Below are 20,637 nucleotides of genomic sequence, written 5' to 3' on the forward strand. Positions count from 1 at the left end.
GGAGGGCCGCCGGCCCATACATCGGCCGTACGCCGGATGCGTACGGCTCACGCCATGCGGCGGGCGCCCTCCTTGATGGCCTCACGGATACGGTTATAGGTGCCGCACCGGCAGATGTTGCGGATCTGGTCGAGATCGGCCTCGTCGATCTCGCGGCCGGCCTCGTGGGCGCGCCGGACGGCGGCGACGGCGGTCATGATCTGACCGGGCTGGCAGTAGCCGCACTGGGCGACGTCGATATCGAGCCAGGCCTCCTGCATCGGGTGCAGGTCTTTGCCGACGGTGCCGGGCAGGCCCTCGATGGTGGTGACCTCGTCGGTGTCCGCGAGGTCCTTCACAGGGACGGAACAGGGGGTGAAGGCCCGGCCGTTGAGGTGGCTCGTACAGGCCCGGCAGACGCCGACCCCGCAGCCGTACTTGGGTCCGGTGACGCCGAGGACGTCCCGGAGCACCCAGAGCAGCCGGACGTCGTCCTCGACCTCGGCGGTGACGGCCTTGCCGTTGAGGATGAAGGTGTGCTGGGGCACGGTGGCTCCATGGTGAGTCGTAGGGCGGGGGCGGGCTGCGTCAGAGGGTGTGGTCGCGGCCGTCGGTGGGCGCGGCGGGGATCGGCGGGACGGTCGGCGTCGGGGTGAAGGGCAGCGGCGCCGTGTGGTTGAGCGGGAAGCTGGTCGGCATGGTGCCGGTGGCCCGCCCGTAGGCGCAGGCGACGGCGGCCGCGGAGGCGGCGACGGCCAGTTCGCCCGCGCCGCCCGGCTGGTCGCCGGTGGACGGCATGACGACGATCCGCAGCTCGGGCGGGGTGTTCCACTGCCGGGTGTAGAAGTAGTTGTCCCAGCTGCTCTCCTGGAAGTGCCCGTCCTTGAGGTGCAGTCCGGAGCTGAGCGTGATCGCGATGCCGTCGCTGATGCCGCCCATCATCTGGGCCTCCAGGCCGCGCGGGTTGACGGCAAGGCCGACGTCGACGGCGCAGACGACCTTGGTGACGCGCGGTCCGGTGTACGCGTTCGGGATCTGCCGACCGGTGGTCGCGGGGCGGCAGTCGATCTCGGCGAGGACGGCGACGACGGAGTGGTATTCGGGGTGGATCGCGATGCCCTGCGCGGTGCCGGGCGCCATCCTCCGTCCCCAGTCGCCGAGTTCGGCGACCTTGTCGAGCACGGCGCGGGCCCGCTCGTCCTTGAGGAAGCGGCGGCGGAAGGCGAGCGGGTCGAGGCCCATGCGCTCGGCGAGTTCGTCGACGACCAGCTCCTGGGCGGTGCGCACGTTGGGCGAGTAGATGTTGCGCATGGAGCCGGTGTTGAAGCCGTGGTCGACCTCGTTGAGGAGCTGGGTGGTCACTCCGAAGTGGTAGGGGCTGGTCTGGGTGAGCTGGAACATCGTCTCGGAGAAGGTGAGGTTCGCGACCGGCAGTTTGGCCGCCTCCGAGGTGATGATCTCGCCGACGCCGTGCCCGAAGTCGGTGGCGACGGAGGTGTGTCGCTGCTCGTACGTGAGGACCTCGCCGAGCGCGTACGTGGCGCGCACCCGGGAGGTCGCCATCGGGTGCGTACGGCCCTGCCGGAAGTCGTCGGTGCGGTGCCACATCAGGCGCACGGGCTTGCCCATGGCCTTCGAGATCTCGGCGGCCTCGCCGGCGGCGTCGTGGAACAGCTTGCGGCCGAACGAGCCGCCGCCCTCGGTGACATGGACCTTGACGGCGCTCACCGGCAGGCCGAGCTGCAGGGCGATCTTCTCCTGGGCGACGATCGGCGACTTGAGGCTGGCCCAGATCTCGGCGGAGCCGGGGCGCACGTCGGCGACGGCGCAGTTGGTCTCCAGGGCGCCGTTGCTGGCGAAGGCGAAGGTGAAGCGGACGTCGACCGACTTGGTGAGCAGGTCGAGCGGCGGGACGACGAGGGGGAGTTCGGCGCGGCGCAGCTTCTCCAGGACGGTCGCGTCGGAGGCGCCCTCGGCGGTGCCGGGGCCCCAGGTGACCTTGAGGGCGCGGACGGCGTCGATGCACTGGCCGAAGGTGCGGCCGCGGACGGCGACTCCGGTGGACACGACGGCGACGTCGGTGATGCCGGGCAGGGCGGCGACCTCGGCCGCGTTCTCGACGGAGCGGACGGTGCCGTTGATCGTCGGCGGGCGGCAGACCATCGTCGGCAGGGCGCCGGGGACCTGCACGTCCATGGCGAACTTCTTCCGCCCGGTGACCGCTTCGAGCGCGTCGACGCGCCGCTGTGCGGTGCCGATCACCGTGAAGTCGTCCGCTTCCTTGAGCGTGACGGTGACCTGAGTGTGCGTCAGGGCGGCGGCCTTGACGGCGAGTTCGCCGTAGGCGAGGACCGCTCCGGCGGCGGAGGTGATGACGCCGGCCTTGGCGGTGAGGGTGGAGACGGCCTCGCCGAGCTCCAGGGCGGCGGCGCGCAGCAGCCGGCCGCGGGCGACGGCGGCGGCGACGCGGACCGGGGTGAAGGTGGAGACGGTGGTGTTGGAGCCGCCGGTGAGCTGGTTGAAGAGCAGTTCGGGGCGGGCGTCGGCGAGCGTGACCTTGATCCGGTCCAGGGGCAGGTCCAGCTCCTCGGCGATGATCATCGCGGTGGAGGTGGTGATGCCCTGCCCGACCTCGGCGCGGGGCAGCGCGAAGTGGGCGGTGCCGTCCGGGTCGAGGCGGATGGTGATGAGGTTCGCGGTGGGCAGCGCGGCGGCGGTGAGCAGGTCGTTGAGGTCCAGGATCTCCGCGGGCCCGGGCAGCGAGGGTATGACGGCGGGCGCGGCGCCGGGGACCGCGGCCGCGGCGGGCGTGGGCGCGAGGGCGTCGGCGCCGATCCGGGCGGCCACGGTCAGGGTCGGCGCGGCCAGGACGTAACCGAGGAATCTGCGCCGCGCGAGGCCGGCGCGTGGCGGCGGCGCGTCGTCCGGTCCGGGCTGCGGGGAGCGGTCCTGTTCTGCCATGAGGGGTGGCCTTTCGACGGGGGCGGGCGCGGGGACGGTCCGGGGTGGTGCGGTGGTGCGGTGGTGGCGCTCCGGTGGTGCGGTGACCCGGATGATCATCACCCGTTCGGGCGCGCGCCGGGGCCGGAACCGCGCAGCTTTCACGGCTGGACCGTCAACTCCACACGTGGGGGGCGGCCACCGGCGGGCAGGAGGGCCGCCACGGCCCGCCCGCTCCCCCTCCGGGTCCTCAGGCCCTCGCCCGTACGGCCTCGGCGGCGACACCGGCAGCCCGCAGCCCGCGTGCCAGGCGCTCGGTCTCCGGGAGCGTGCCCGTCCACTCCCCAGCCAGAACCCGCCGGGCGGCCTCCCTGGCCTCCGCCAGGTCCGGCTTCTCGCCTGGCACGGCCCGCAGCACCCGCATGACGACGGCGACGGAGACCTGTCCGGTCTCGCCTCCGCCCACCCGCAGCACGGCGGGCCCGTCCTCGGCGAGGAGCTGCGCCCGGCGCTCGGGCGGCGGCAGGCCGGTGCCGCACGCGAAGACGGCGTATCCGCAGGCGGCACAGGAGGACTCGACGTCCCAGCGCAAACGGTCGCCCACCAGCGCCTGGACGCCGTGGCTGACCAGCCGCGCCGCACAGTCGGGGCACACCTCCCCGTACGTCACGGACACGCACACGATCGGTTCTGTCGTCACCCTCGCCCTCCCCTGAGCTCCGCCAGGCCGGGGGCCATTTTCTACCGGCAGCGGTCGGGACGCGTCGGCCCCTCCGGCAGGCGGCGGGGGCGCAGCGGTGACCGGCCCCACGCGCAGCGCGCCCGGGCGGCGGCGCGGCCCCGGGAGACGCGCAGCTGTGAGCGGGAGATGCGGGCCCGCTGGCCGCCGCCCGCGATCATCGCGTTCACGGACACCATCGGGTCGCCGCCCATGGAGCGGGCGAACAGCGCGCCGACGACGACCGGCAGCAGCGCGACCGCGAGGGCAGAACCGGTGGCGGTGGCCGTGGCGGTGACGGTGCGGAGGGGGCGGGCGGTGCGCGGGGCGTCGTCGGTCATGGGAACAGTTCAGCAGCGGGGCGCTGCCCCGGGCATCGGCCGCCGTACTCAGTCGTCCGCGCTGCACGTACTCACCCCCGGTACTCACGAGCGGTACTCACGCCAGGTACTCACCCCCGGTACTCACGCCAGGTACTCACGCCCGGAATTCGGTCACCCGGCCCGTCCCGGGTGCTCAGCGCCGGGCCAGCACCGTGACGAGCGTGAACGAGGCGTGGCAGGGTCCCGCCGCGAGGCCGGCGAGCCAGCGGTGGGCGCGTGCCTCCGTCACGTATCCGGCGGTGACGGCCCTGCGGATGTTGCGGCCGAGGCCGAGCGTGTAGTCGGCGGTCTCGAAGTCCCGGAAGACGGGGGCGGCGGCGCTCACCGTCTCGACGGTGAAGCCCGCCCGCTCGGCGAGCCGGGCGAGGGAACGGCCGACGGTGGCGTTGCGGACCGCCTCGGTGACGGTGTACCGGGTGAAGGCGCGGCTGGTGTCCAGGTCCTCGGAGTCGACGGCGAGGGTGTCCCAGTCGGGTTCGACGAGGCCGACGAGGCCGCCGGGTGCGGTGGCGGTGTGCAGCCGGGCGAGGACGGCGGCGGGGTCGGGCACGTGCATCAGGACCCGGTCGATCTTGGCGCGGTCGACCGAACCGTCCGCCACCGGAGGGGCGTTCAGGTCGCCCTCGCGCAGCTCGACCTGCGCGAGTCCGGCGGTCCGGCGCCGTGCCTCGGCGAGCATCGCCGGGTCGCGGTCGACGCCGATCACCCGACCGGTCCCGCCGACGCGTTGGGCGAGCGCGGGCAGGTCGGCGCCGGGGCCGCAGCCGCCGTCGAGCGCCGTCTGGCCGGGCCGGATGTCGAGGAGCCTGAGCAGGTGTTCCTTGTACGCCCGGCCGGCCTCCGTCGCCGCCGTGCGCAGCATGTACGTGCTCTGCTCGGGCCGTTCGGCGCCGGGAGGTTCCGGCTGCGCCGTCCTGCCGTGCCGCCGTGTGCTCATCGGGACAGTCGATCACCGGCCCGGTGCCCCTGCCAAGTACACGGAACCGGCCACGCGGAAACGATTCCTCAGCGACCCTGGAGGTCGGCTGTTCCGATCACTTTTCACGACCACTCGTCACTCTCATCACGCGGAGGCGGGACGACTTGACCGACGACACCACCACAACACCTCCCGTCCTGGTCGTCCAGCACGAGGACGGCGCCGGCCCCGGCCTCGTCGGCGAACGGCTGCGGGCGGCCGGGCTCGACGTCCGGACCGTCCACCCCTGGCGCGGCGAGCCGCTGCCCGGCTCCCTCGACGGGTGGGCCGGGCTGCTCGTCCTGGGCGGCTCGGCGAACTGCGAGGACGACACCGCCGCGCCCTGGCTGCCCCGGGTGAGGGAGCTGATACGTGAGGCGGTCACCGGCCCGGCCCCGAACCCGGTCCTCGGGATCTGCCTGGGCGGCCAGCTCATGGCCCACGCGCTGGGCGGCCGGGTGGTCCGGCGCCCACAGGGGCCCGAACTGGGCACCGTACCGCTGCGCCGGCTGCCCGACGCCGACGGCGACCCGGTGTTCGGCGCCGTGCCGGAGGGCGCGCTCGCCGCGCAGTGGCACTGGGACGAGATCGGGACGCTGCCGCCCGGGGCGGTGCCGCTGCTCGCCGGTGACGACTGCCCGTACCAGGCCTTCCGCGTCGGCCCGCACGCGTGGGGCGTGCAGTTCCATCCGGAGGTCCTCGCCCGGACGGTGGCGGTGTGGGCCGGTGCCGACGACGCGCACGTACGGGACGCGGGCCTTGATCCGGAGGCCGCCGTGCGGTCCGTACGGGAGGCGGAGCCGTCGCTGCGGGAGGTGTGGGGAGCGGTGGCGGAGGCGTGGGGGGCCGTCGTACGGGGCGCTCGCGTGCCCGTACCGGCGCCGTCCCGCCGGGAGTGATGGGATGGGCGCGGGCACGTGGCCGATCCGCGTGCCCGCACCGCACCCCGTGCCCCGTACCCCGTATCTAGGAGGATCCGCCCCCATGGCCGACGAGTACCGGATCGAGACCGTCCGCACCGGCTACCGCACCTGGACCGCCCGCAACGACCGGGGCGCTGAGGTGCGGATCGCCGCCGACGACGACGCGGCCGCGCAGCCGTCGTTCACGCCGGTGGAGTTGCTGCTCGCGGCGATGGGCGGCTGCGGCGGGCTGGTCATCGACCGTACGGCGCGGGCCGTCGACCACGACGACCTGCGGATCGTGGTCGAAGGCGTGATCGGTCCGGAGGACGACGGCCGGGTCGGGCGGATCCGGGTGAGTTACGAGTTCGAGCTGCCCGACAACAACCCTCGGGCGGCCGAGGTGTTCGCCCGGGGCGTGCGCCTCACCCACGAGAAGTACTGCACGGTGAGCCGCACCGTGGAGCACGGCGCCGAGGTGGAGGCGGTGCTCCCGGACGGCTCCATCGGCTTCCGGGCGGCCGGCTGAGGCGGGGCCCGGCAGGCGGCGGGGTTTCGGGTCCCCCGGCTCACTCCTCGATGGCGCCGCCGATCCGGCGCAGGTGCTTGCGGAAGCTGTACGTGGGGTCCTGCGCGTTCCGCTCCAGGTACTCGGCGAAGCGGGTCTGCTCGCGCAGGGTCTCCCCCGCCCTGATCCGCCTGGCCTGGTTACGCTCGGTGCGGAAGATGTCCGCGGCCGTGCCGAGCACCGCGTCGGCCCGGTCCGCGGGCACGAACAGGACGCCGTCGTCGTCCGCGAACACCAGGTCGGCGGCGTCGACGGTGTGCTCGCCTACCCGGGCGCTGCGCAGAGCCTCCGGCCCGCGCGGGTCGAGCCGTACGGGGCCGGGCGCGTGGGCCCCGTACGAGAAGACCGGCAGCCCGATCTCCACCAGATCGGGCGTGTCGCGGTGCAGCCCCCACACGACGAGCCCGGCCACTCCGGCCGCCTCGGCCTCCAGGACGGCGAGGTCGCCGACGCAGGCCTCGTCGCTGCGCCCCGCGTTGTCGATGACCAGGACGTCGCCGGGTGCGGCGTGGCGGGTGAAGGCCTCCAGGAACACGTCCACGCTGCCGTAGTGCCGTGCGGGCAGCACCCGTCCGGCGAGCCGCTGTCCGGGGACGACGGGCCCGACCCCGGCGGGCGCGGCCCGCAGTGGCACGCCGAGGCGTACGCAGGCGTCGGCGATCAGGGGCGTGGACAGCTCGGCGAACCGCTTCGGCATGGCTGTTCCCTTCGTGGGGGTGGGGTCGGTCGGCAGGCCGGGGGGGTGAGTGGTGGGCGATGGTACCGACCCGGGGGGGCAGGCGGGCGGGTGCGCCCGGGTGTGATGAGCTTCGCGGATGACTCACGGATCCACCAGGCCCACCTGCTCCGTACGCCCCCGCAGCGCCGCCGATCTCCCGGCCTGCGTCCGCATCCTGGCGGAGGTCCACGAACGGGACGGCTACCCGGTGGACTGGCCGGCCCGGCCCGCCGATTGGCTGGCGGCCGGGGACGGCACGGCGATGGGCCTCGGCGCGTGGGTGGCGGAGCTCGACGGCCGGGTCGCCGGGCATGTGGCCCTGTCCCGACCGGCGGACGACGACCTCGCGGCGCGGATCTGGCGGGAGCGGAACGGCTCCGAACCGGCCGTCGTGGGCCGTCTGTTCGTCTCCCCGGCGGCGCGTGGTCACCGCATCGGCGCGAACCTCCTCCGCCATGTGACGGCGGAGGCCCGGCGCCTGGGCCGGCATCCGGTCCTGGACGTGGTGGCCTCGGACACGGCGGCGATCGCCCTCTACGAGCGCGCGGGCTGGCGGCTCCTCACCACGACGACCCAACAGTGGTCCCCCGAGCGGACGGTGACGATCCACTGCTACGCGGCGCCCACACCCTGAGGTCAGAACCAGTGGAGGCAGTGCGGGGAGCGGTCGGCGCGGAAGAGGGTGTCGGCGCGGTGGGCGGCGGCCGGGTGGTGGGTGCGGATGTGGCCGGCCCGGACGAGGGTGCTGGGGGCGGTGCCGCCGAGGTAGACCGAGCCGAGGTCGCTGACGTCCAGGGAGAGGTCGGGCGCGCGGTCGGTGGGGACGCACTCGGCCTTGCCGTCGCGGACGGTCAGGAGGTAGCGGTTGCGCTCGCCGAGGAAGGGGTCGTCCACGTCGAGGACGAGCTCACCGTCCGCGAACCAGCCGCGCGCCGTCAGCGCGCGCGGGACGTCGAGCAGCCGCACCCACAGCCAGTCGCCGTCGCCCGCCACCTCGGCGGCGCGGAAGTCCTCGAACTGCCAGCGGATCGGGTGGTCCGCCGGGACGTGCTTGAACGCGACCTCGGTGAACAGGTCGTGGTCGAGGAGGTAGCGGACCAGGGCCGTGTGGACGGCGTCGTCGGCGGCGATGACCTCGTCGACCTTCATCGTGCCGGACTCGCCGTGCGCGTAGCTGGCGTATCCGTCCGGCGCGCCGTCCGCGGCGCGGTGCAGCGCGATGTAGCGCGGCGCGGGCGAGATCGGCGGCTGCCCCGCGGCCCGCTCCCACCAGCGGTGCGGCCGGGAAAGCGCGCCGGGCTGGGCGCGGCGGTAGCGGTCGTAGACCTCTTCGAGGAGGTCGGCGCACTCGGAACTCTTCAGCACCTCGACGGTGCCGGTGTCGGCGACCCCGCCGGCTCGGGGGTGAGCGAAGGCACTCTGGTGGCGGGTCACGGTCATCCGGGCGGTGTACGTCGCCGGGCCGTAGCCGAAGCGCCGGTAGATCAGCGCCTCGGAGGCGAGCAGTACGGACAGGAACTCCCCGCGCTCGCGCAGGTCGGTGAGCTGGTGCCGCATCATCGCGGTGAGCACGCCCCGGCGGCGGTGCGAGGGCAGGACGCCGACGGCGGTGACTCCCGGCGCCGGGGCGAGGGTCTGCCCCGGCAGGGTCAGCTCGAAGGCGTGCGAGGCGGCCGTCCCCACCGGCCGCCCGTCCGGCGCCACGGCCATCAGCCCCCGGTCCATCTCGAGCGCCGCCCACCACACCCCGCGGCCGTCCTCCCCTGCGGTCTCGGGAAAGCGCGCGAACGCGGCGTGGAGGGTGTCGACGAAGACGTCGTAGTCCTGATCGGTCGTCGGCCGGATCTGCATCGGTGCTGCTGCCTCCCGTGTACGGACACCGCACACGCGGCGCCCCGCCACAGTGCAACGCCGAACCGCGGCCCGGTCAAACCAATTTGCCGCGGCGGGTCTTGGGACGGCGGCGGTCCGCCCGCGCGGGGCGGGGCCGCCGTGGTGTCACCCTGCCAGACCGCGACTCAGCGGTCGCTCACTCCCCCAGCCAGATCTCCCGGACCGGCGCCAGCGGGTTCCGCTCCGTACGGGGCACGGTGTCCCAGATCTTGGTCGTGCGGGTGTCCGGGGTGTACGCCGGCCAGTCCGGGCCCGGGTGCTGGTCGGTGATGAAGGCGACCCAGGCGCGGTGGAGGGCGTCGGCGAGGGGGCGGGGTGGGGTGGGGCCGGCCGCGGCGGGGACGCCCTCCGCGTCGAGGAGGTCGAAGGCGAAGGGGAGGTCCAGGCAGTGGTGGGCCTGGCCGTTGACGGGTGAGGTCCACTCGAACTGGTAGAGCCAGGTGGGCTGTTCGCGACCCGCACGCGCGTCGGCGACCTCCAGCGCGGGGGCGCGGAAGGTCACGTCGGTGAGGGCCTGGCCGAAGTGGCCGGCCGGGTCGGTGTCCGCGTACGTCTCCGCGAACGCGGCCGCGCGCTCGCCGGTGAGGCCAAGACCACCGAGCAGCACCGGCAGCGGCGGGCCGTCCGCGCCCGGGGACGGGATCATGTTGAACTCGTGCGCGGTGAAGCCCAGCATCAGCGGGACGCCGTCGCCCGCGCCGCCCGACGTGAGCGCGTCCAGGACGGGCTCGGGGATCAGTTCACCGTCCGCGAAGGGCACGAGGGACAGCATCGGCGGCAGCCCCTCGCGGTCCGGGCCGGGCGCGGCGAGGCGGTCCTGGAGGTCGAGGAGCTCGTCGTCGCCGAGGTCCTGGAGCGCGGCGGCCGTGGCCGGCCGCCCCGTGCGGGCGGTGAACAGGCGCGAGACGGCCCGGGCGACCTCCGGCCCGTCGGGCCGCATGACGGCGCCGGACACCGAAAGCGCGCCACGGAACAGCCCCCGGGCCGTCGGCACGGCCAGCAGCGTCTGCACCGCGCCGCCGCCCGCCGACTGGCCGGCGATCGTCACCTTCGCCGGGTCGCCGCCGAAGCGCGCGATGTTGTCGCGCACCCACTCCAGGGCCGCGATCCAGTCCCGTACGCCCCGGTTGTCGGGCGCGTCGTCGAGGTGCAGGAAGCCCTCGATGCCGAGGCGGTAGCCGAGCGAGACGAGCACGACGCCGTCGCGGTTGAAGGCGGCGCCGTCGTACCAGGGGCTGGCCGCCGAGCCCGCGACATAACCGCCGCCGTGGATCCAGACCAGCACCGGCAGACCGGCCGCCCCGGCGGTGTCCGGCGTGAAGACGTTGAGGTTCAGGACGCCCTCGCCGGGGATCGTCGGCTCGGGGATCGTGGTGACGTCGGCGAACGGCCGGCGCTGTGCGGTCGGCCCGTACGCGGTCGCGTCCAGCGGCTCGGTCCACGGTTCGGGCGGCTCGGGCGCGGCGAAGCGCAGGGGGCCGACGGGCGGCTTGGCGTAGGGGATGCCGAGGAAACGGCGGCTGCCGTCGGCCCGCCGCTCGCCGCGGACCGGGCCGCGGGTCGTGGTCACGACGGCGGCGTCCACGAAGGCCTCGGGGGACTCGGAGGTCTGGGAGGTCTCGGAGGTCTGGGAGGTCTCGGAGGTCTGGGAGGTCTGGGAGGTTTCAGGGGTCTCCAGGGACATGGGTGCGCCTTCCTGGCCTGGCCGGGTGCGGCCGCCGCTTGCTCGGTGGTGGTGCGGAGAGGGTGACCCTCCAGAACTTACACGTGTCACCTGCGTGCGACCAAGACCCCCGCCGGTTCGGTCCCGGACGCCTGGGGAAGAGAGGCGGTGTGAACATGAGCCCCGATGCCGCCGTCGGCGCCCTGGTCGTCACGGCCGGCGCCGTCCTCGTCGCGATCGGCGCGCGCTGGCAGGGGCGGGCGGCCCGACCGCTCGCGCCCCGGCGTGCGCGGGCCCTCGCCTGGCAGGCGTACGCGCGGGCGCTCACCCGCTCCGCCGACCTGGCCCTCATGACCGCGCGGGACGCGGCGGGGCGCGGCGAGCCGACGGTCGTGACCGTCGGGGACGTCGTACGGCTCGCGGACGAGCGATTCGGCTACGACGAGGTCGTACGCGAGGACGCCGCCGCGGCACTCCGGCACGCGTACGAGCGGGCCGGCCGCCCGGGGTGCTGCGTCACCGACGCCTACAGCTCGATCCAGTAGCGCCGCTTGCGGCCGAGCTCGGTCTCGCGGACGTCCTCCAGGACTCCCCCGTTCCGCTCGATCGTGCGGGCGGAGGCGGTGTTGGTGTCGTCGCAGGTGAGCAGCACACGGTCGAGCCCGAAGGCGCGGCCCTCCGCCAGGACCGCGCCGAGCGCCCAGGTGGCGAGGCCGCGGCGGCGGGCGGAGGGGCGCACGCTGTAGCCGATGTGGCCGCCGGCCTGGAGGAGAAAGTCGTTGAGTTCGTGGCGCAGGTCGATCGCGCCGAGGTACGTGTCGTCCTCGACGATCCACCAGTGGGTGTCGTGCACCTGGCCGGCCGGCAGGGTCCGGGAACGGTCGGACATCGCGCACAGCCGCCCGACCCAGGCGGCGAAGACATCGGGGTCGGCTAGCTCCTGCTCGGCGACGAGCCATACGCCGCCTCCGGCCTGGTGATCACCGGCGTTCCACTCGGCACGGGCCGCCAGCCAGGAGGCGTGGAGTCGGGTCGTGGGGGTGATCAGCTGCGGCATGCAGGGACGATAACAGCCGGGTGGGCGGGGCGGTTTCGGGCCCCGGGGCGGGCCGGCGCGGCCCCGGGGCGAGCCTGGTGCGGGCCCTGTACGTACCGCGCGCGGCCGGAGTTGACGGACGGTGGACCGGGCCCGCGGCCCGGTCGGCGGCCCCGCCCCGTACCGCTACTCGCCCGTGCGGCCGTCGATGCGCTCGCGCAGCAGGTCGGCGTGGCCGTTGTGGCGGGCGTACTCCTCGATCATGTGGGCGAGGACATAGCGCAGCGAGTACGTCTCGTCGCCGAGGCTGCCGGTGACGTCGAGGCTCGGGGCGGCGTCGACGAAGTGGCGGGCCCGGGCGCACTCGGCGCGCCAGACGGCGAAGGCCTCGTCGACGTCGGCGTCGTCCACGTCGAAGTCGGCCCAGTCGGTGGCGCCGGGCGGGGTCCACGGGCTGCGGCTGTGCTCACCGCCCATGACATTGCGGAACCAGCCCCGTTCCACCTCGGCCGCATGCCGTACGAGACCGAGCAACGAGAGCCCGGAGGGGGCGATCGCCCGGGTCCTGAGCTGCTCGGGGGTGAGGCCTTCGCACTTCATCGCCAGGGTGTCGCGCTGGAACTGGAGCATGGCGGTGAGCGTGGCGCGCTCGTCGGCGGTACGGGGCGTCGGTATCCGGTGGTCTCGGGTCATGGCGGCATGGTGCCAGGGGGCACGGCGGGGTGGCCCGCCCTTTTCCTGCGCCCCCACAGGGACCACGGCCTCGGCCGACGCCCCCCCTACTCCCGTGCCGCGAGGCCTTCGAGGCTCTGCAGGGGGTTGCGGAAGAGGGGGTTGAGCAGGACGGTGCCGGCGGCGACGGGCATGGTGGCCGGGCCCGCGTGGGGAATCACGATGCGCTCCGGGTCGTCGCAGACGTGGGAGTGGTCGACGGCGGCTCCCTGGATCTCCTCCAGATAGCAGGGGTCGAGCAGGCTGGCGAGTTCGGTGACGACCACCAGGTCGGGGTTGAGGACGTCGAGGAGCAGGGCGACCGCGCGGCCCACGGCGCGGGCGCGTTCGCGCAGCAGCCGGTCGGCGCGGCGGTCGCCGGTGGCGGCGGCGTCGACGACGAGGAAGGTGTCGGGTTCCGGGACGATGCCCCGGCGGTACGCGGTCTCGGCCAGCGCGCGGTTGGAGGCGGTCGCCGCGAGGCAACCCGAACGGCCGCACGCACACGGGGTGTTGGAGTCCGGTACGGGGAGGTGCGCGACCTCCCCCGCGGCGGACCCGGGGCCCTGGTGGACCACGCCGGCGATGCCGAGGGCGGCGTCGACGACATTGCCGACGAAGAGGTGGACGAGGCTGCGGCGGGCCTCGGGGCGCCCGAAGAGGATCTCGGACTGGGCGACGGCGCGGGCGTGGTTGTCGACGCGGACGGTGGGGCCGCCGAGACCGCGGGCGAGTTCAGCGGCGAGGGGGCGGTGGGTCCAGGCCAGCGCGTCGTGCCGGACGACCCGGCCGCGGTCGGGGTCGACCCAGCCGCCGAGGGCGGCGCCGACACCCAACAGGGGTCTGGTTCCCAGATGTTGGGTGAGGAAGGCGCGCAACTCCCGTGCGACGGAGGCGGGCAGGACCCTGGGGTCGGCGCCGACGTGCGCGAAGCGGCGCCGGGCGACGACCCGGCCGCGGAGGTCGACGAGGCCGAAGGAGGTGACGTCGACGCCGAGATGGACGCCGCCGGCGACGGGCCCGGTGGTGCCGCCGAGGTGTAGGTCGACGGGGATCTGGGGGCGGCCGGGTCCGGCGGTCTCGGCGCGTTCGGGGAGTTCCCTGAGGAGTCCGTGCCGCAGCAGGTCGGTGGCCTGCCGGGAGACGGCGGCGGGGCTGAGGCCGGAGTGCCGGGCGATGGCGCTGCGGGCGAGCGGGCCGTGTTCCAGGACGGTACGGAGGACGGTGGCCGCGTTGGTCTCGCGCCGGCAGTCCCCGGCGGGGCGGGATCCGGCGGCGGCGGAACCGGGGCCGGGGCCGGTGCCTGGACTCGCCCCCGTACTCGAGCCCATACCAAAGCCCGGACCGGAACCAGGACCGGCACCAGGACCCGAGCCCGGGCCCGTACCTGAACCGGTGTCCGGGCCCCGGCCCGGCTCGGGTTCGGGGGGCGCGGTCGGCTCGCGGGTGCCGTCGCCGGGTGGTCGGGGGCCTCGGAGGGTGGGGCTCATCCATGCCTCGTCTCGGAAGGGGTGGCACCTGAATTACAGCAAGAGTTCGGCGGGACGGGCACCGCGCGCCGCGGGCCATAGAGGCCGGGAACCGGCCTAGTTGCGTCCTACGGTCGTGGTGTCCGTACGGATTCCGCAGGAAGGACCCCCACCATGTCCGCTCAGACCGGCAGCGCCGCCCCGCACGGCTACACCTCCGTCGCCCCGTGGGTGGTCACCGACGACACGGGAGCTTTTCTCGACTTTGTCACCCAGGCGTTCGGCGGGGAGGAGCTCGCCCGGGTCGCGACGGAGGACGGTTCGATCGGCCACGGCGAGATCCGGGTCGGCGACACCGTGGTCCTCGCCTTCGACCGTCGGCCCGAGTGGCCGGTCATGCCCAGCCTGCTGCGGGTCTTCGTCGCCGACGCGGACGAGGCCTTCGCGCGCTCGCTCGCGGCGGGCGCCGAAGTGGTCACGGCGCTCTCGGACAACGCCTTCGGGCAGCGCGGCGGCCGCGTCAAGGACCCCTTCGGCAACATCTGGTGGGTCGTCGCCCACGTCGAGGACGTCCCGGAGGACGTCATGTGGAAGCGCCTCCGGGAACCGGCGTACGCCGAGTCGATGCGCATCGCCCAGGAGACCCTCGACGCCGAGCTGTCCGGCCGCCCGCAGGGCCGCAGCAGCGCCCCGGTCGATCCCGGCCAGGGGCCGGACCAGGGGGCCTGACTTCAGATCGCCCCGGCTCCCCCTCGTAGGCTCGTCCCGGAGGGGAGACGTCATGGAGATCACGGCGCAGTGGGTACGGGTCAGCTGGACCAAGCGTTCCCGGGGCGGGCCGGCCGCCGCGCTGCGGAACGGCCTGCCGGCGGGCTTCGCCCTGCCCTCGCCGACCCCGCCGCCGCCCGGGTTCGCCCATGTCGTCCGGCTCCGGGAGGACGACGACTTCAGGCCGCGCGCCGGCGAGACGACCCTGCGGGACGCCGGGCTCGTGCTGCGGGACGAGGGCGGCCGGCTCCGGGTGCACACGAGGATCCCGGAGCTGGGCGGGCTGCCGCCCCGGCGGCGCAGGCCGCCCGCGGTGCGGCTGGCGCCGGGGCAGTGGGTGCTGTGGCGGCTGAACTACCGGTTCAGCAGTGCGGCAGGCGTGCGGGACTGGTCGTACTGGCTGGACACCTTCAACGTGGCGTACGGCCCCGTCGCCCCCGATGTCTTCCTCGGCGAGCCGCCGCTCCTCGTCGACGAGTGCGGGCCCGTCCGCTGAGGAGGGCCGTCGCGGCCGCGTGACTTCGGCCGTTCTCGGCCACAACCCTGGCGCGGGCATTACTTCCTCTGCGAAATTAATTGCGGAACGCCCCCGTCCCGAAGGCCCGAAGGGATCCGCATGCCGACGAGTCATCCCCGCGTCATCGTGGTCCTCACCGATCAGCAGCGGTGGGACACCACGGGCGCGCACGGCAATCCCGCCGGGGTCACGCCCGAGTTCGACCGGCTGGCACGCGAGGGGACGCTGGTCGAGCAGGCGATCACCCCGAATCCGGTGTGCGCCCCGGCGCGGGCCGCGCTGCAGACCGGGCGGTTCCCGACGGCGACCGGGGTGCACCGGAACGGGCTGCCGCTCGGTGCGGACGTGCCGACCCTCGCGGGGGCGTTCCGGGCGGCGGGGTACGTCACGGGGTACATCGGGAAGTGGCATCTGGCGGGCGAGCGGCACCCGGACGGGCCGGTGCCGCCGGAGCGGCGCGGCGGGTACGAGAAGTGGCTCGCCTCGGACCGGCTCGAGTTCACGTCCGACGCCTACCGGACCGTGCTGTACGACGAGGCGGGCGAGCCGGTACGGCTGCCGGGATACCGGTCGGACGGGCTTGTCGACGCGGCGATCCGGTTCGTCGCCGACCACCACGAGCGCCCGTTCCTGCTCTTCCTGTCGCTCCTGGAGCCGCACCACCAGAACGCGACGGACGACTACCCGGCACCGGCCGGCTACCGCGAGCGCTTCGAGGGGCGGTGGCTGCCGCCGGACCTCGCGGCGCTCAGCCCGGGCGCGGCGCAGGGCGGCGCGCACCGGCACATCGGCGGCTACCTGGGCCAGATCAAGCGGGTCGACGAGGGCGTGGGGCGGCTGCGCGACTGTCTGCGCAGCCTCGGCATCGAGGACGACACCGTCCTCGCGTGGACGGCCGACCACGGCTCGCACTTCCGCACCCGCAACGGCGAGTACAAGCGCTCGGCCCACGAGGCCTCCGTCCGCGTGCCGTTCGTGCTCACCGGCCCCGGCTTCCGGGGCGGCGGCCGCATCCGGCAGCCCGTGTCGACGGTGGACCTGATGCCGACGCTCCTCGACGCCGCCGGGCTTCCGGTGCCGGCGAGCGTGCACGGGCGTTCGCTGCGCCCGCTGGTCGGCGGGGGCAGCGAACTCGACCGCCCGTTCTCGGTGTTCGTGCAGCTCAGCGAGGACGTCATCGGGCGCGCGGTGCGTACGGACCGGTGGAAGTACGTGGTGACGGCGCCCGACGGCCCCGACGGCCCGGACGCCTGGCACGAGCGCGCGGCCGACCGCTACCGGGAGACGGAACTTTACGACCTGGCGGCCGACCCGTACGAGTTGGAGAACCTGGTCGGGCTCACCTCGCACCGGCGGGTGGCGGACGGGCTGCGCGACGCGCTGGGCACCTGGCTGAAGGAGGTCGAGGGCGCGGCCCCGGTCATCGAGGCGGCCCGGCCCCGCACCCTGGACCAGCGTTCACCGTTCTCGTTCCCGGAGCACCGGGTGCCTTGGGAGGGCGTGCGTTTCGGCCACGCCTAGCCGAGCCCGGCGATCCCGGCCTGCCAACGAGAGGTCAGGATCCGGCGGCCTTCGCGTAGTCGACGAAGCCGACCCAGTCGAGGGCCACACAGGGTTCGTCGCCGACCACCCAGGCGTCATGGCCCGGCTGGACCTCGTAGAAGTTGCCGGGGGTCAGGTCGGCGGTCTCGCCGTCGTCCATGACCACGGTGATACGGCCGCTGACGATGTAGCCGACGTGGTGCGCCTGACAACTGTCGGTGCCGGCGATCGGCTTCACGTGTTCGGACCACTTCCAGCCCGGCTCGAACACGGCCCGGCCCACCGCTCCGCTGTCCGTGTTCAGCAGGTCCATCCTGCCCTTGCCGCCCTCGAAGGGACGGGTCTCGTCTGCGGAGTCGAAGCTCCTGGAAACGATTCCGGTCATCGTCTTTCCGCCTCCCGGCGGTGGAACGTGCGACCCCCGAGGCCACTTCCAGGCTACGCCGGAGGCCGCTCGCGCACTCGCCCGCGCGCCCCGCGTACGTACTCGCCAGACTCGCCGGATGGCCGGAGAACGGCGTTGCCGCGGGGTCACGGACGGGGCTACGTTGATCACATGACTGCCGGGTCGGCCGTGGGCCGTGATCGAGAGAGGCGCCCGGCCGTGGCGTGAGCGCCCCGGGCCGGTGGGCGCGGGGTCCGCCGCGGTCGTCCGTTCGTCCTGTGCCGCCACGCACCGTCGTGCGTGGGAGCACGGGACAGAAGGAGGACATCAGCGCGCACTCTGCGAAAGGACCCCCTGTGGCCGTCGAACTCAACCACACCGTCGTCTACGCCCGTGACAAGCGGGCCTCCGCCGGCTTCCTCGCCGAGGTGCTCGGCCTGGAGGTCGGAGCGCCCTTCGGGCCGTTCGTGCCGGTGGACACCGGCAACCGCGTCACTCTCGACTACTACGACGCCGGTGACACCCCCATCATGCCCAGCCATTACGCGTTCCTCGTCCCCGACGAGGAGTTCGAGACGATGATCGGACGTCTGGAGCGGATGGGCGTCACCTACTACGCCGATCCCCACCACACCGAGCCCGGGCAGATCAACCGTCTCTTCGGCGGCCGGGGCGCCTACTTCGCGGATCCGGACGGCCACAACATGGAGATCATGACGCGGCCGTACGCCCGCCCCTGAGCAGGTCCGCCGCGGTTTCTCCGCCCCTTCCTTGAACTTTTGTTGAACAAGAGGTCGGAATTGGAGATTCTGGCCATTTTCGGAGGGGGTTTTCTGTGCAGTTCCCTTATGGGGCACATCTACACATAAAGGCCAGATAAGAGCACAATGAAACCGCGGCATCATGCCGCCAAGCGCGGTCAGACGTGCAGAACGCCAGAAGGAGGCGAGTCGTATGGCCGACGTCTCTCACCGTCCTGGTGATATCAGGGGACACCCCGACGCCGGAGAAATGCGCGAACGTTACACGCGCGTGCTCCAGACCCGAGGTGTGGCGGCGGTCGAGGAACTGGTGATCCTCGCCGGTATCTACGCCGCGGTCTCCGCGTGGACGGTCCACTTCTCCGCCGCGAAGCCGGAGCTCGCCATCAGCAACCTGATCGTCGGCATCGCCCTCGCCGGTCTGGGCCTGTGCATGTCGATGGCTCCGGAGCGGTCCCAGGACCTCAACTTCGTGGTTCTGCTGCTCGGTGCGTGGCTGATCGTCTCGCCGTGGGTGGTCTCCCGTGACGCGGGGTCCGGCGCGATCATCAGCAACGTCATCACCGGCGCCTGTGTCTGTCTCTTCGCCCTCGTCGCCGGCGGTCTGCTGATGAGCAAGAGAAGGACGTGACGACCTACCCGATCCCGATCCGAGAGAACGGCGTCGCCCCTCGACAGAGGTGGCGGCGCCGTTCACGTTCGTCGCGACTGTGTCTGTGAACGGCCACCGCCAGGTAACGAATTGACCCACGTGGTTTCGGCCACATAAGTTCTGCGTAAAGCTTGCTCCACAGGGACAGGCTCCCGCTCACACACCCAGTCCTTGGGGGGACAAAGTGAACTGGTACCTCGACGCGTTCAAGAAGTACGCGACCTTCAGCGGCCGCGCCCGCCGCCAGGCATTCTGGATGTTCTTCCTCTTCAACTTCATCTTCTCCGCGGTCGCTTCGATCCTCGACTCGGTGCTGGGCATTACGCTCATCAGCCCGATCTACGTGCTCGCCGTGCTCATCCCGTACCTCGCGGTCGCGGTGCGCCGCCTGCACGACACGGGCCGCAGCGGCTGGTGGCTGCTCATCAGCCTGATCCCGCTGGTCGGCTTCATCATCCTCATCGTCTTCTGGGCCTCCGAGGGCGAGCAGCAGCACAACGCGCACGGCCCGAACCCGAAGCTGGCGCCCGCCTACTGAGAGTAGGAACGTCCCGGCACGTCGAAGCCCCTGGAAGGAACGCCTTCCAGGGGCTTTTCGCATGGGCGGAGCCGTACAGAGCCAGACCGGCGCATCCGGCCCGCTCCGCTTGTGCAGGATGGCGCAGGACCGGCCGCCGCGACCCCTCCTAGCCTCGGCACGCAGGCATCAACGAGGGGCGGTACCAGCATGAACTGGCTGATCCACGACTACCGCGAGAGCGATCTCGCCGCCGTCGTCCATCTCATCGACACCACGGCCGAACTGGGCCAGGAGTCGGTCTTCTCGCTCGCCGAGTGCATCGGCGCGCTGACCTCCCGGCAGCCGGCCGTCGTCGCCGTCCACCAGGGCGCGCCGATCGGTGCGGCGCTCGCCTGTGTGGCAGGCGAACGCGCCTGGGTGATGCGGGTGGCGATCTCCTCGGCCTGGCGCGGCCGCGGCCTGGCCAGCGCGCTCCTGGTGGAGCTGGAACGGCGGCTGGTGGCCGCGCGGGTCGGGCGCATCGCGTACGTGCTGCCCGAGGAGGAACTCCTGGGCGAGGGGCTGCTGAACGCCGGGTACACGCGGCAGCCGGCCGTCGCGTACTTCGAGAAGGTCGAGCCGCTGCACGGACCGGCGGCGAATCTCCTGGACGACCTCGGCGGCCGGCTGCTGCCCGCCGACCTGTGGGCGAAGGTGGCCGGCATGGAACGGGAGAAGGACCTGATCGAACGGCGTGTCGTGCTGCCGCTGGCCGAGCCCGAGCGGGCCGCCCGGCACGGGGTGCGCCCGCCGCGCGCGATCGGTCTGTTCGGGCCGCCCGGCACCGGCAAGACCACGTTCGCCCGGGCCATCGCCTCCCGTCTCGGCTGGCCGTTCGTGGAGATCCTGCCGTCCCGGCTCGCCGACGAGGGCAACCTGGCCGCCGCGCTGCGCGCCGCGTTCGCCCGGATCGGCGAGCTCGAGCGGGTGCTCGTCTTCATCGACGAGGTCGAGGAGATCGCGCCCGTACGCACCGAACCCGTGCAGCCCGGCGGCATGCACGGGGTGACGAACGAACTCCTCAAGCTCATCCCGGGGTTCCGGGAACGCGACGAACGCCTGCTCGTCTGCGCCACCAACTCCATCCGCTCCCTCGACCCGGCCTTCCTGCGCCCGGGGCGCTTCGACTACCTCATCCCGATCGGTACGCCGGACAAGGCGGCCCGCGCGGCGATCTGGTCGCGCTACACGGACGCGCGGCCGGAGGTCGACGTGGACGCGCTGGTCGCGGCGAGCGAGTTGTTCACGCCCGCCGACATCGAGCACGCGGCGCGGATCGCCGCGCAGAGCTCCTTCGAGCGGGACCTCGTCGCACCGGCCGCGCCGGCCGCCCCGGGTGCGACGACCACGGACTACCTGGACGCGATCGGGCAGTGCCGGCCGACCGTGACGCCGGAGCTGATCGAGCAGTTCGAGTCCGACATCACGACGCACGCCCGCTTCTGAACCCGACCTCGGCGGTCCGCGCCTATCGTGGGTGCGACCACGAGCACGACCACCACCACGACCACGGGG

Annotated in this window: 23 protein-coding genes; 11 read left to right on the plus strand and 12 right to left on the minus strand. The window is 73.4% G+C overall.

What is annotated here, in order from left to right; all coding sequences use genetic code 11:
- Nucleotides 1-47: 47 nt before the first annotated feature.
- The 5 genes from JAO84_RS01305 to JAO84_RS01325 all read right to left on the minus strand — a co-directional run bounded on the left by JAO84_RS01305 (nt 48) and on the right by JAO84_RS01325 (nt 4,957).
- Entirely contained in the window at nt 48-527 is a 480-nt protein-coding gene (locus JAO84_RS01305; RefSeq protein WP_370409611.1) for a (2Fe-2S)-binding protein, read from the minus strand.
- Between the two features lie 40 nt (nt 528-567).
- On the minus strand, nt 568-2,940 hold the full coding sequence (locus JAO84_RS01310) for a molybdopterin cofactor-binding domain-containing protein (RefSeq protein WP_370409612.1): 2,373 nt from the start codon (nt 2,938-2,940) through the stop codon (nt 568-570).
- Nucleotides 2,941-3,169: 229 nt separating this feature from the next.
- The gene (locus JAO84_RS01315; protein ID WP_370409613.1) at nt 3,170-3,619 is read right to left on the minus strand and encodes a hypothetical protein; all 450 of its coding nucleotides are present in this window, start codon (nt 3,617-3,619) and stop codon (nt 3,170-3,172) included.
- Between the two features lie 41 nt (nt 3,620-3,660).
- Nucleotides 3,661-3,978 carry a hypothetical protein gene (locus tag JAO84_RS01320; protein WP_370409614.1) on the minus strand — a complete coding sequence of 106 codons (318 nt, stop codon included), beginning with the start codon at nt 3,976-3,978 and terminating at the stop codon, nt 3,661-3,663.
- Between the two features lie 175 nt (nt 3,979-4,153).
- Nucleotides 4,154-4,957, minus strand: a complete 804-nt coding sequence (locus JAO84_RS01325; protein ID WP_370409615.1) for a methyltransferase domain-containing protein — start codon at nt 4,955-4,957, stop codon at nt 4,154-4,156.
- 146 nt (nt 4,958-5,103) lie between these two features.
- On the opposite strand from JAO84_RS01325, the gene JAO84_RS01330 reads away from it, so the two are divergent.
- Both JAO84_RS01330 and JAO84_RS01335 read left to right on the plus strand, forming a co-directional pair.
- A complete protein-coding gene (locus JAO84_RS01330) occupies nt 5,104-5,877 on the plus strand; it encodes a type 1 glutamine amidotransferase (RefSeq protein WP_370409616.1) in 774 nt (257 codons plus the stop codon).
- Nucleotides 5,878-5,962: 85 nt separating this feature from the next.
- Nucleotides 5,963-6,409: an OsmC family protein gene (locus JAO84_RS01335; RefSeq protein ID WP_370409617.1), complete on the plus strand. Its 447-nt coding sequence runs from the start codon at nt 5,963-5,965 to the stop codon at nt 6,407-6,409.
- A gap of 40 nt (nt 6,410-6,449) precedes the next feature.
- On the opposite strand, the gene JAO84_RS01340 is transcribed toward JAO84_RS01335, so the two are convergent.
- Nucleotides 6,450-7,145: an RraA family protein gene (locus tag JAO84_RS01340; RefSeq protein ID WP_370409618.1), complete on the minus strand. Its 696-nt coding sequence runs from the start codon at nt 7,143-7,145 to the stop codon at nt 6,450-6,452.
- A 118-nt stretch (nt 7,146-7,263) separates the two neighbouring features.
- Here JAO84_RS01340 and JAO84_RS01345 point away from each other — a divergent pair, with 118 nt between their 5' ends.
- Complete coding sequence (locus tag JAO84_RS01345) at nt 7,264-7,800, plus strand: N-acetyltransferase family protein (protein WP_370409619.1); 537 nt, start codon at nt 7,264-7,266, stop codon at nt 7,798-7,800.
- Between the two features lie 2 nt (nt 7,801-7,802).
- Here JAO84_RS01345 and JAO84_RS01350 read toward each other — a convergent pair whose 3' ends face one another.
- Nucleotides 7,803-9,017, minus strand: a complete 1,215-nt coding sequence (locus JAO84_RS01350; RefSeq protein ID WP_370409620.1) for a GNAT family N-acetyltransferase — start codon at nt 9,015-9,017, stop codon at nt 7,803-7,805.
- A 178-nt stretch (nt 9,018-9,195) separates the two neighbouring features.
- Entirely contained in the window at nt 9,196-10,743 is a 1,548-nt protein-coding gene (locus tag JAO84_RS01355) for a carboxylesterase/lipase family protein (RefSeq protein ID WP_370409621.1), read from the minus strand.
- Between the two features lie 155 nt (nt 10,744-10,898).
- On the opposite strand from JAO84_RS01355, the gene JAO84_RS01360 reads away from it, so the two are divergent.
- Entirely contained in the window at nt 10,899-11,267 is a 369-nt protein-coding gene (locus JAO84_RS01360) for a hypothetical protein (RefSeq protein ID WP_370409622.1), read from the plus strand.
- On the opposite strand, the gene JAO84_RS01365 is transcribed toward JAO84_RS01360, so the two are convergent.
- The 3 genes from JAO84_RS01365 to JAO84_RS01375 form a co-directional block, all read right to left on the minus strand.
- Nucleotides 11,249-11,779, minus strand: a complete 531-nt coding sequence (locus JAO84_RS01365) for a GNAT family N-acetyltransferase (RefSeq protein ID WP_370409623.1) — start codon at nt 11,777-11,779, stop codon at nt 11,249-11,251. The two genes, JAO84_RS01360 and JAO84_RS01365, sit on opposite strands and share 19 nt — an antisense overlap.
- Nucleotides 11,780-11,944: 165 nt before the next feature.
- Nucleotides 11,945-12,451 carry a DinB family protein gene (locus JAO84_RS01370; protein WP_370409624.1) on the minus strand — a complete coding sequence of 169 codons (507 nt, stop codon included), beginning with the start codon at nt 12,449-12,451 and terminating at the stop codon, nt 11,945-11,947.
- Between the two features lie 86 nt (nt 12,452-12,537).
- Nucleotides 12,538-13,800: an ROK family protein gene (locus tag JAO84_RS01375; RefSeq protein WP_370409625.1), complete on the minus strand. Its 1,263-nt coding sequence runs from the start codon at nt 13,798-13,800 to the stop codon at nt 12,538-12,540.
- A 312-nt stretch (nt 13,801-14,112) separates the two neighbouring features.
- Between JAO84_RS01375 and JAO84_RS01380 the strand changes: the two genes are divergently transcribed.
- From JAO84_RS01380 to JAO84_RS01390, 3 genes are all read left to right on the plus strand, one after another.
- Nucleotides 14,113-14,667 carry a VOC family protein gene (locus JAO84_RS01380; protein WP_370409626.1) on the plus strand — a complete coding sequence of 185 codons (555 nt, stop codon included), beginning with the start codon at nt 14,113-14,115 and terminating at the stop codon, nt 14,665-14,667.
- 52 nt (nt 14,668-14,719) lie between these two features.
- On the plus strand, nt 14,720-15,202 hold the full coding sequence (locus tag JAO84_RS01385) for a hypothetical protein (protein ID WP_370409628.1): 483 nt from the start codon (nt 14,720-14,722) through the stop codon (nt 15,200-15,202).
- 120 nt (nt 15,203-15,322) lie between these two features.
- On the plus strand, nt 15,323-16,744 hold the full coding sequence (locus tag JAO84_RS01390) for a sulfatase-like hydrolase/transferase (protein WP_370409629.1): 1,422 nt from the start codon (nt 15,323-15,325) through the stop codon (nt 16,742-16,744).
- Between the two features lie 34 nt (nt 16,745-16,778).
- On the opposite strand, the gene JAO84_RS01395 is transcribed toward JAO84_RS01390, so the two are convergent.
- A complete protein-coding gene (locus JAO84_RS01395) occupies nt 16,779-17,150 on the minus strand; it encodes a cupin domain-containing protein (protein WP_370409630.1) in 372 nt (123 codons plus the stop codon).
- 356 nt (nt 17,151-17,506) lie between these two features.
- On the opposite strand from JAO84_RS01395, the gene JAO84_RS01400 reads away from it, so the two are divergent.
- The 4 genes from JAO84_RS01400 to JAO84_RS01415 all read left to right on the plus strand — a co-directional run bounded on the left by JAO84_RS01400 (nt 17,507) and on the right by JAO84_RS01415 (nt 20,568).
- The gene (locus tag JAO84_RS01400) at nt 17,507-17,890 is read left to right on the plus strand and encodes a VOC family protein (RefSeq protein ID WP_370409631.1); all 384 of its coding nucleotides are present in this window, start codon (nt 17,507-17,509) and stop codon (nt 17,888-17,890) included.
- A 292-nt stretch (nt 17,891-18,182) separates the two neighbouring features.
- Entirely contained in the window at nt 18,183-18,542 is a 360-nt protein-coding gene (locus JAO84_RS01405) for an SPW repeat protein (RefSeq protein ID WP_370409632.1), read from the plus strand.
- 205 nt (nt 18,543-18,747) lie between these two features.
- On the plus strand, nt 18,748-19,101 hold the full coding sequence (locus tag JAO84_RS01410; protein ID WP_370409633.1) for a DUF805 domain-containing protein: 354 nt from the start codon (nt 18,748-18,750) through the stop codon (nt 19,099-19,101).
- Between the two features lie 189 nt (nt 19,102-19,290).
- Complete coding sequence (locus tag JAO84_RS01415; RefSeq protein WP_370409634.1) at nt 19,291-20,568, plus strand: ATP-binding protein; 1,278 nt, start codon at nt 19,291-19,293, stop codon at nt 20,566-20,568.
- The last annotated feature ends 69 nt before the right edge of the window (nt 20,569-20,637 follow it).

This window comes from Streptomyces fradiae, assembly GCF_041270065.1.
Lineage (GTDB): Bacteria > Actinomycetota > Actinomycetes > Streptomycetales > Streptomycetaceae > Streptomyces.

Coding starts and splice junctions, on each gene's coding strand:
- JAO84_RS01310 (WP_370409612.1), bottom strand. CDS start 2,940: ATGGCAGAACAGGACCGCTCCCCGCAGCCCGGACCGGACGACGCGCCG.
- JAO84_RS01320 (WP_370409614.1), bottom strand. CDS start 3,978: ATGACCGACGACGCCCCGCGCACCGCCCGCCCCCTCCGCACCGTCACC.
- JAO84_RS01325 (WP_370409615.1), bottom strand. CDS start 4,957: ATGAGCACACGGCGGCACGGCAGGACGGCGCAGCCGGAACCTCCCGGC.
- JAO84_RS01335 (WP_370409617.1), top strand. CDS start 5,963: ATGGCCGACGAGTACCGGATCGAGACCGTCCGCACCGGCTACCGCACC.
- JAO84_RS01340 (WP_370409618.1), bottom strand. CDS start 7,145: ATGCCGAAGCGGTTCGCCGAGCTGTCCACGCCCCTGATCGCCGACGCC.
- JAO84_RS01345 (WP_370409619.1), top strand. CDS start 7,264: ATGACTCACGGATCCACCAGGCCCACCTGCTCCGTACGCCCCCGCAGC.
- JAO84_RS01350 (WP_370409620.1), bottom strand. CDS start 9,017: ATGCAGATCCGGCCGACGACCGATCAGGACTACGACGTCTTCGTCGAC.
- JAO84_RS01355 (WP_370409621.1), bottom strand. CDS start 10,743: ATGTCCCTGGAGACCCCTGAAACCTCCCAGACCTCCCAGACCTCCGAG.
- JAO84_RS01360 (WP_370409622.1), top strand. CDS start 10,899: ATGAGCCCCGATGCCGCCGTCGGCGCCCTGGTCGTCACGGCCGGCGCC.
- JAO84_RS01365 (WP_370409623.1), bottom strand. CDS start 11,779: ATGCCGCAGCTGATCACCCCCACGACCCGACTCCACGCCTCCTGGCTG.
- JAO84_RS01370 (WP_370409624.1), bottom strand. CDS start 12,451: ATGACCCGAGACCACCGGATACCGACGCCCCGTACCGCCGACGAGCGC.
- JAO84_RS01375 (WP_370409625.1), bottom strand. CDS start 13,800: ATGGGCTCGAGTACGGGGGCGAGTCCAGGCACCGGCCCCGGCCCCGGT.
- JAO84_RS01380 (WP_370409626.1), top strand. CDS start 14,113: ATGTCCGCTCAGACCGGCAGCGCCGCCCCGCACGGCTACACCTCCGTC.
- JAO84_RS01385 (WP_370409628.1), top strand. CDS start 14,720: ATGGAGATCACGGCGCAGTGGGTACGGGTCAGCTGGACCAAGCGTTCC.
- JAO84_RS01390 (WP_370409629.1), top strand. CDS start 15,323: ATGCCGACGAGTCATCCCCGCGTCATCGTGGTCCTCACCGATCAGCAG.
- JAO84_RS01395 (WP_370409630.1), bottom strand. CDS start 17,150: ATGACCGGAATCGTTTCCAGGAGCTTCGACTCCGCAGACGAGACCCGT.
- JAO84_RS01415 (WP_370409634.1), top strand. CDS start 19,291: ATGAACTGGCTGATCCACGACTACCGCGAGAGCGATCTCGCCGCCGTC.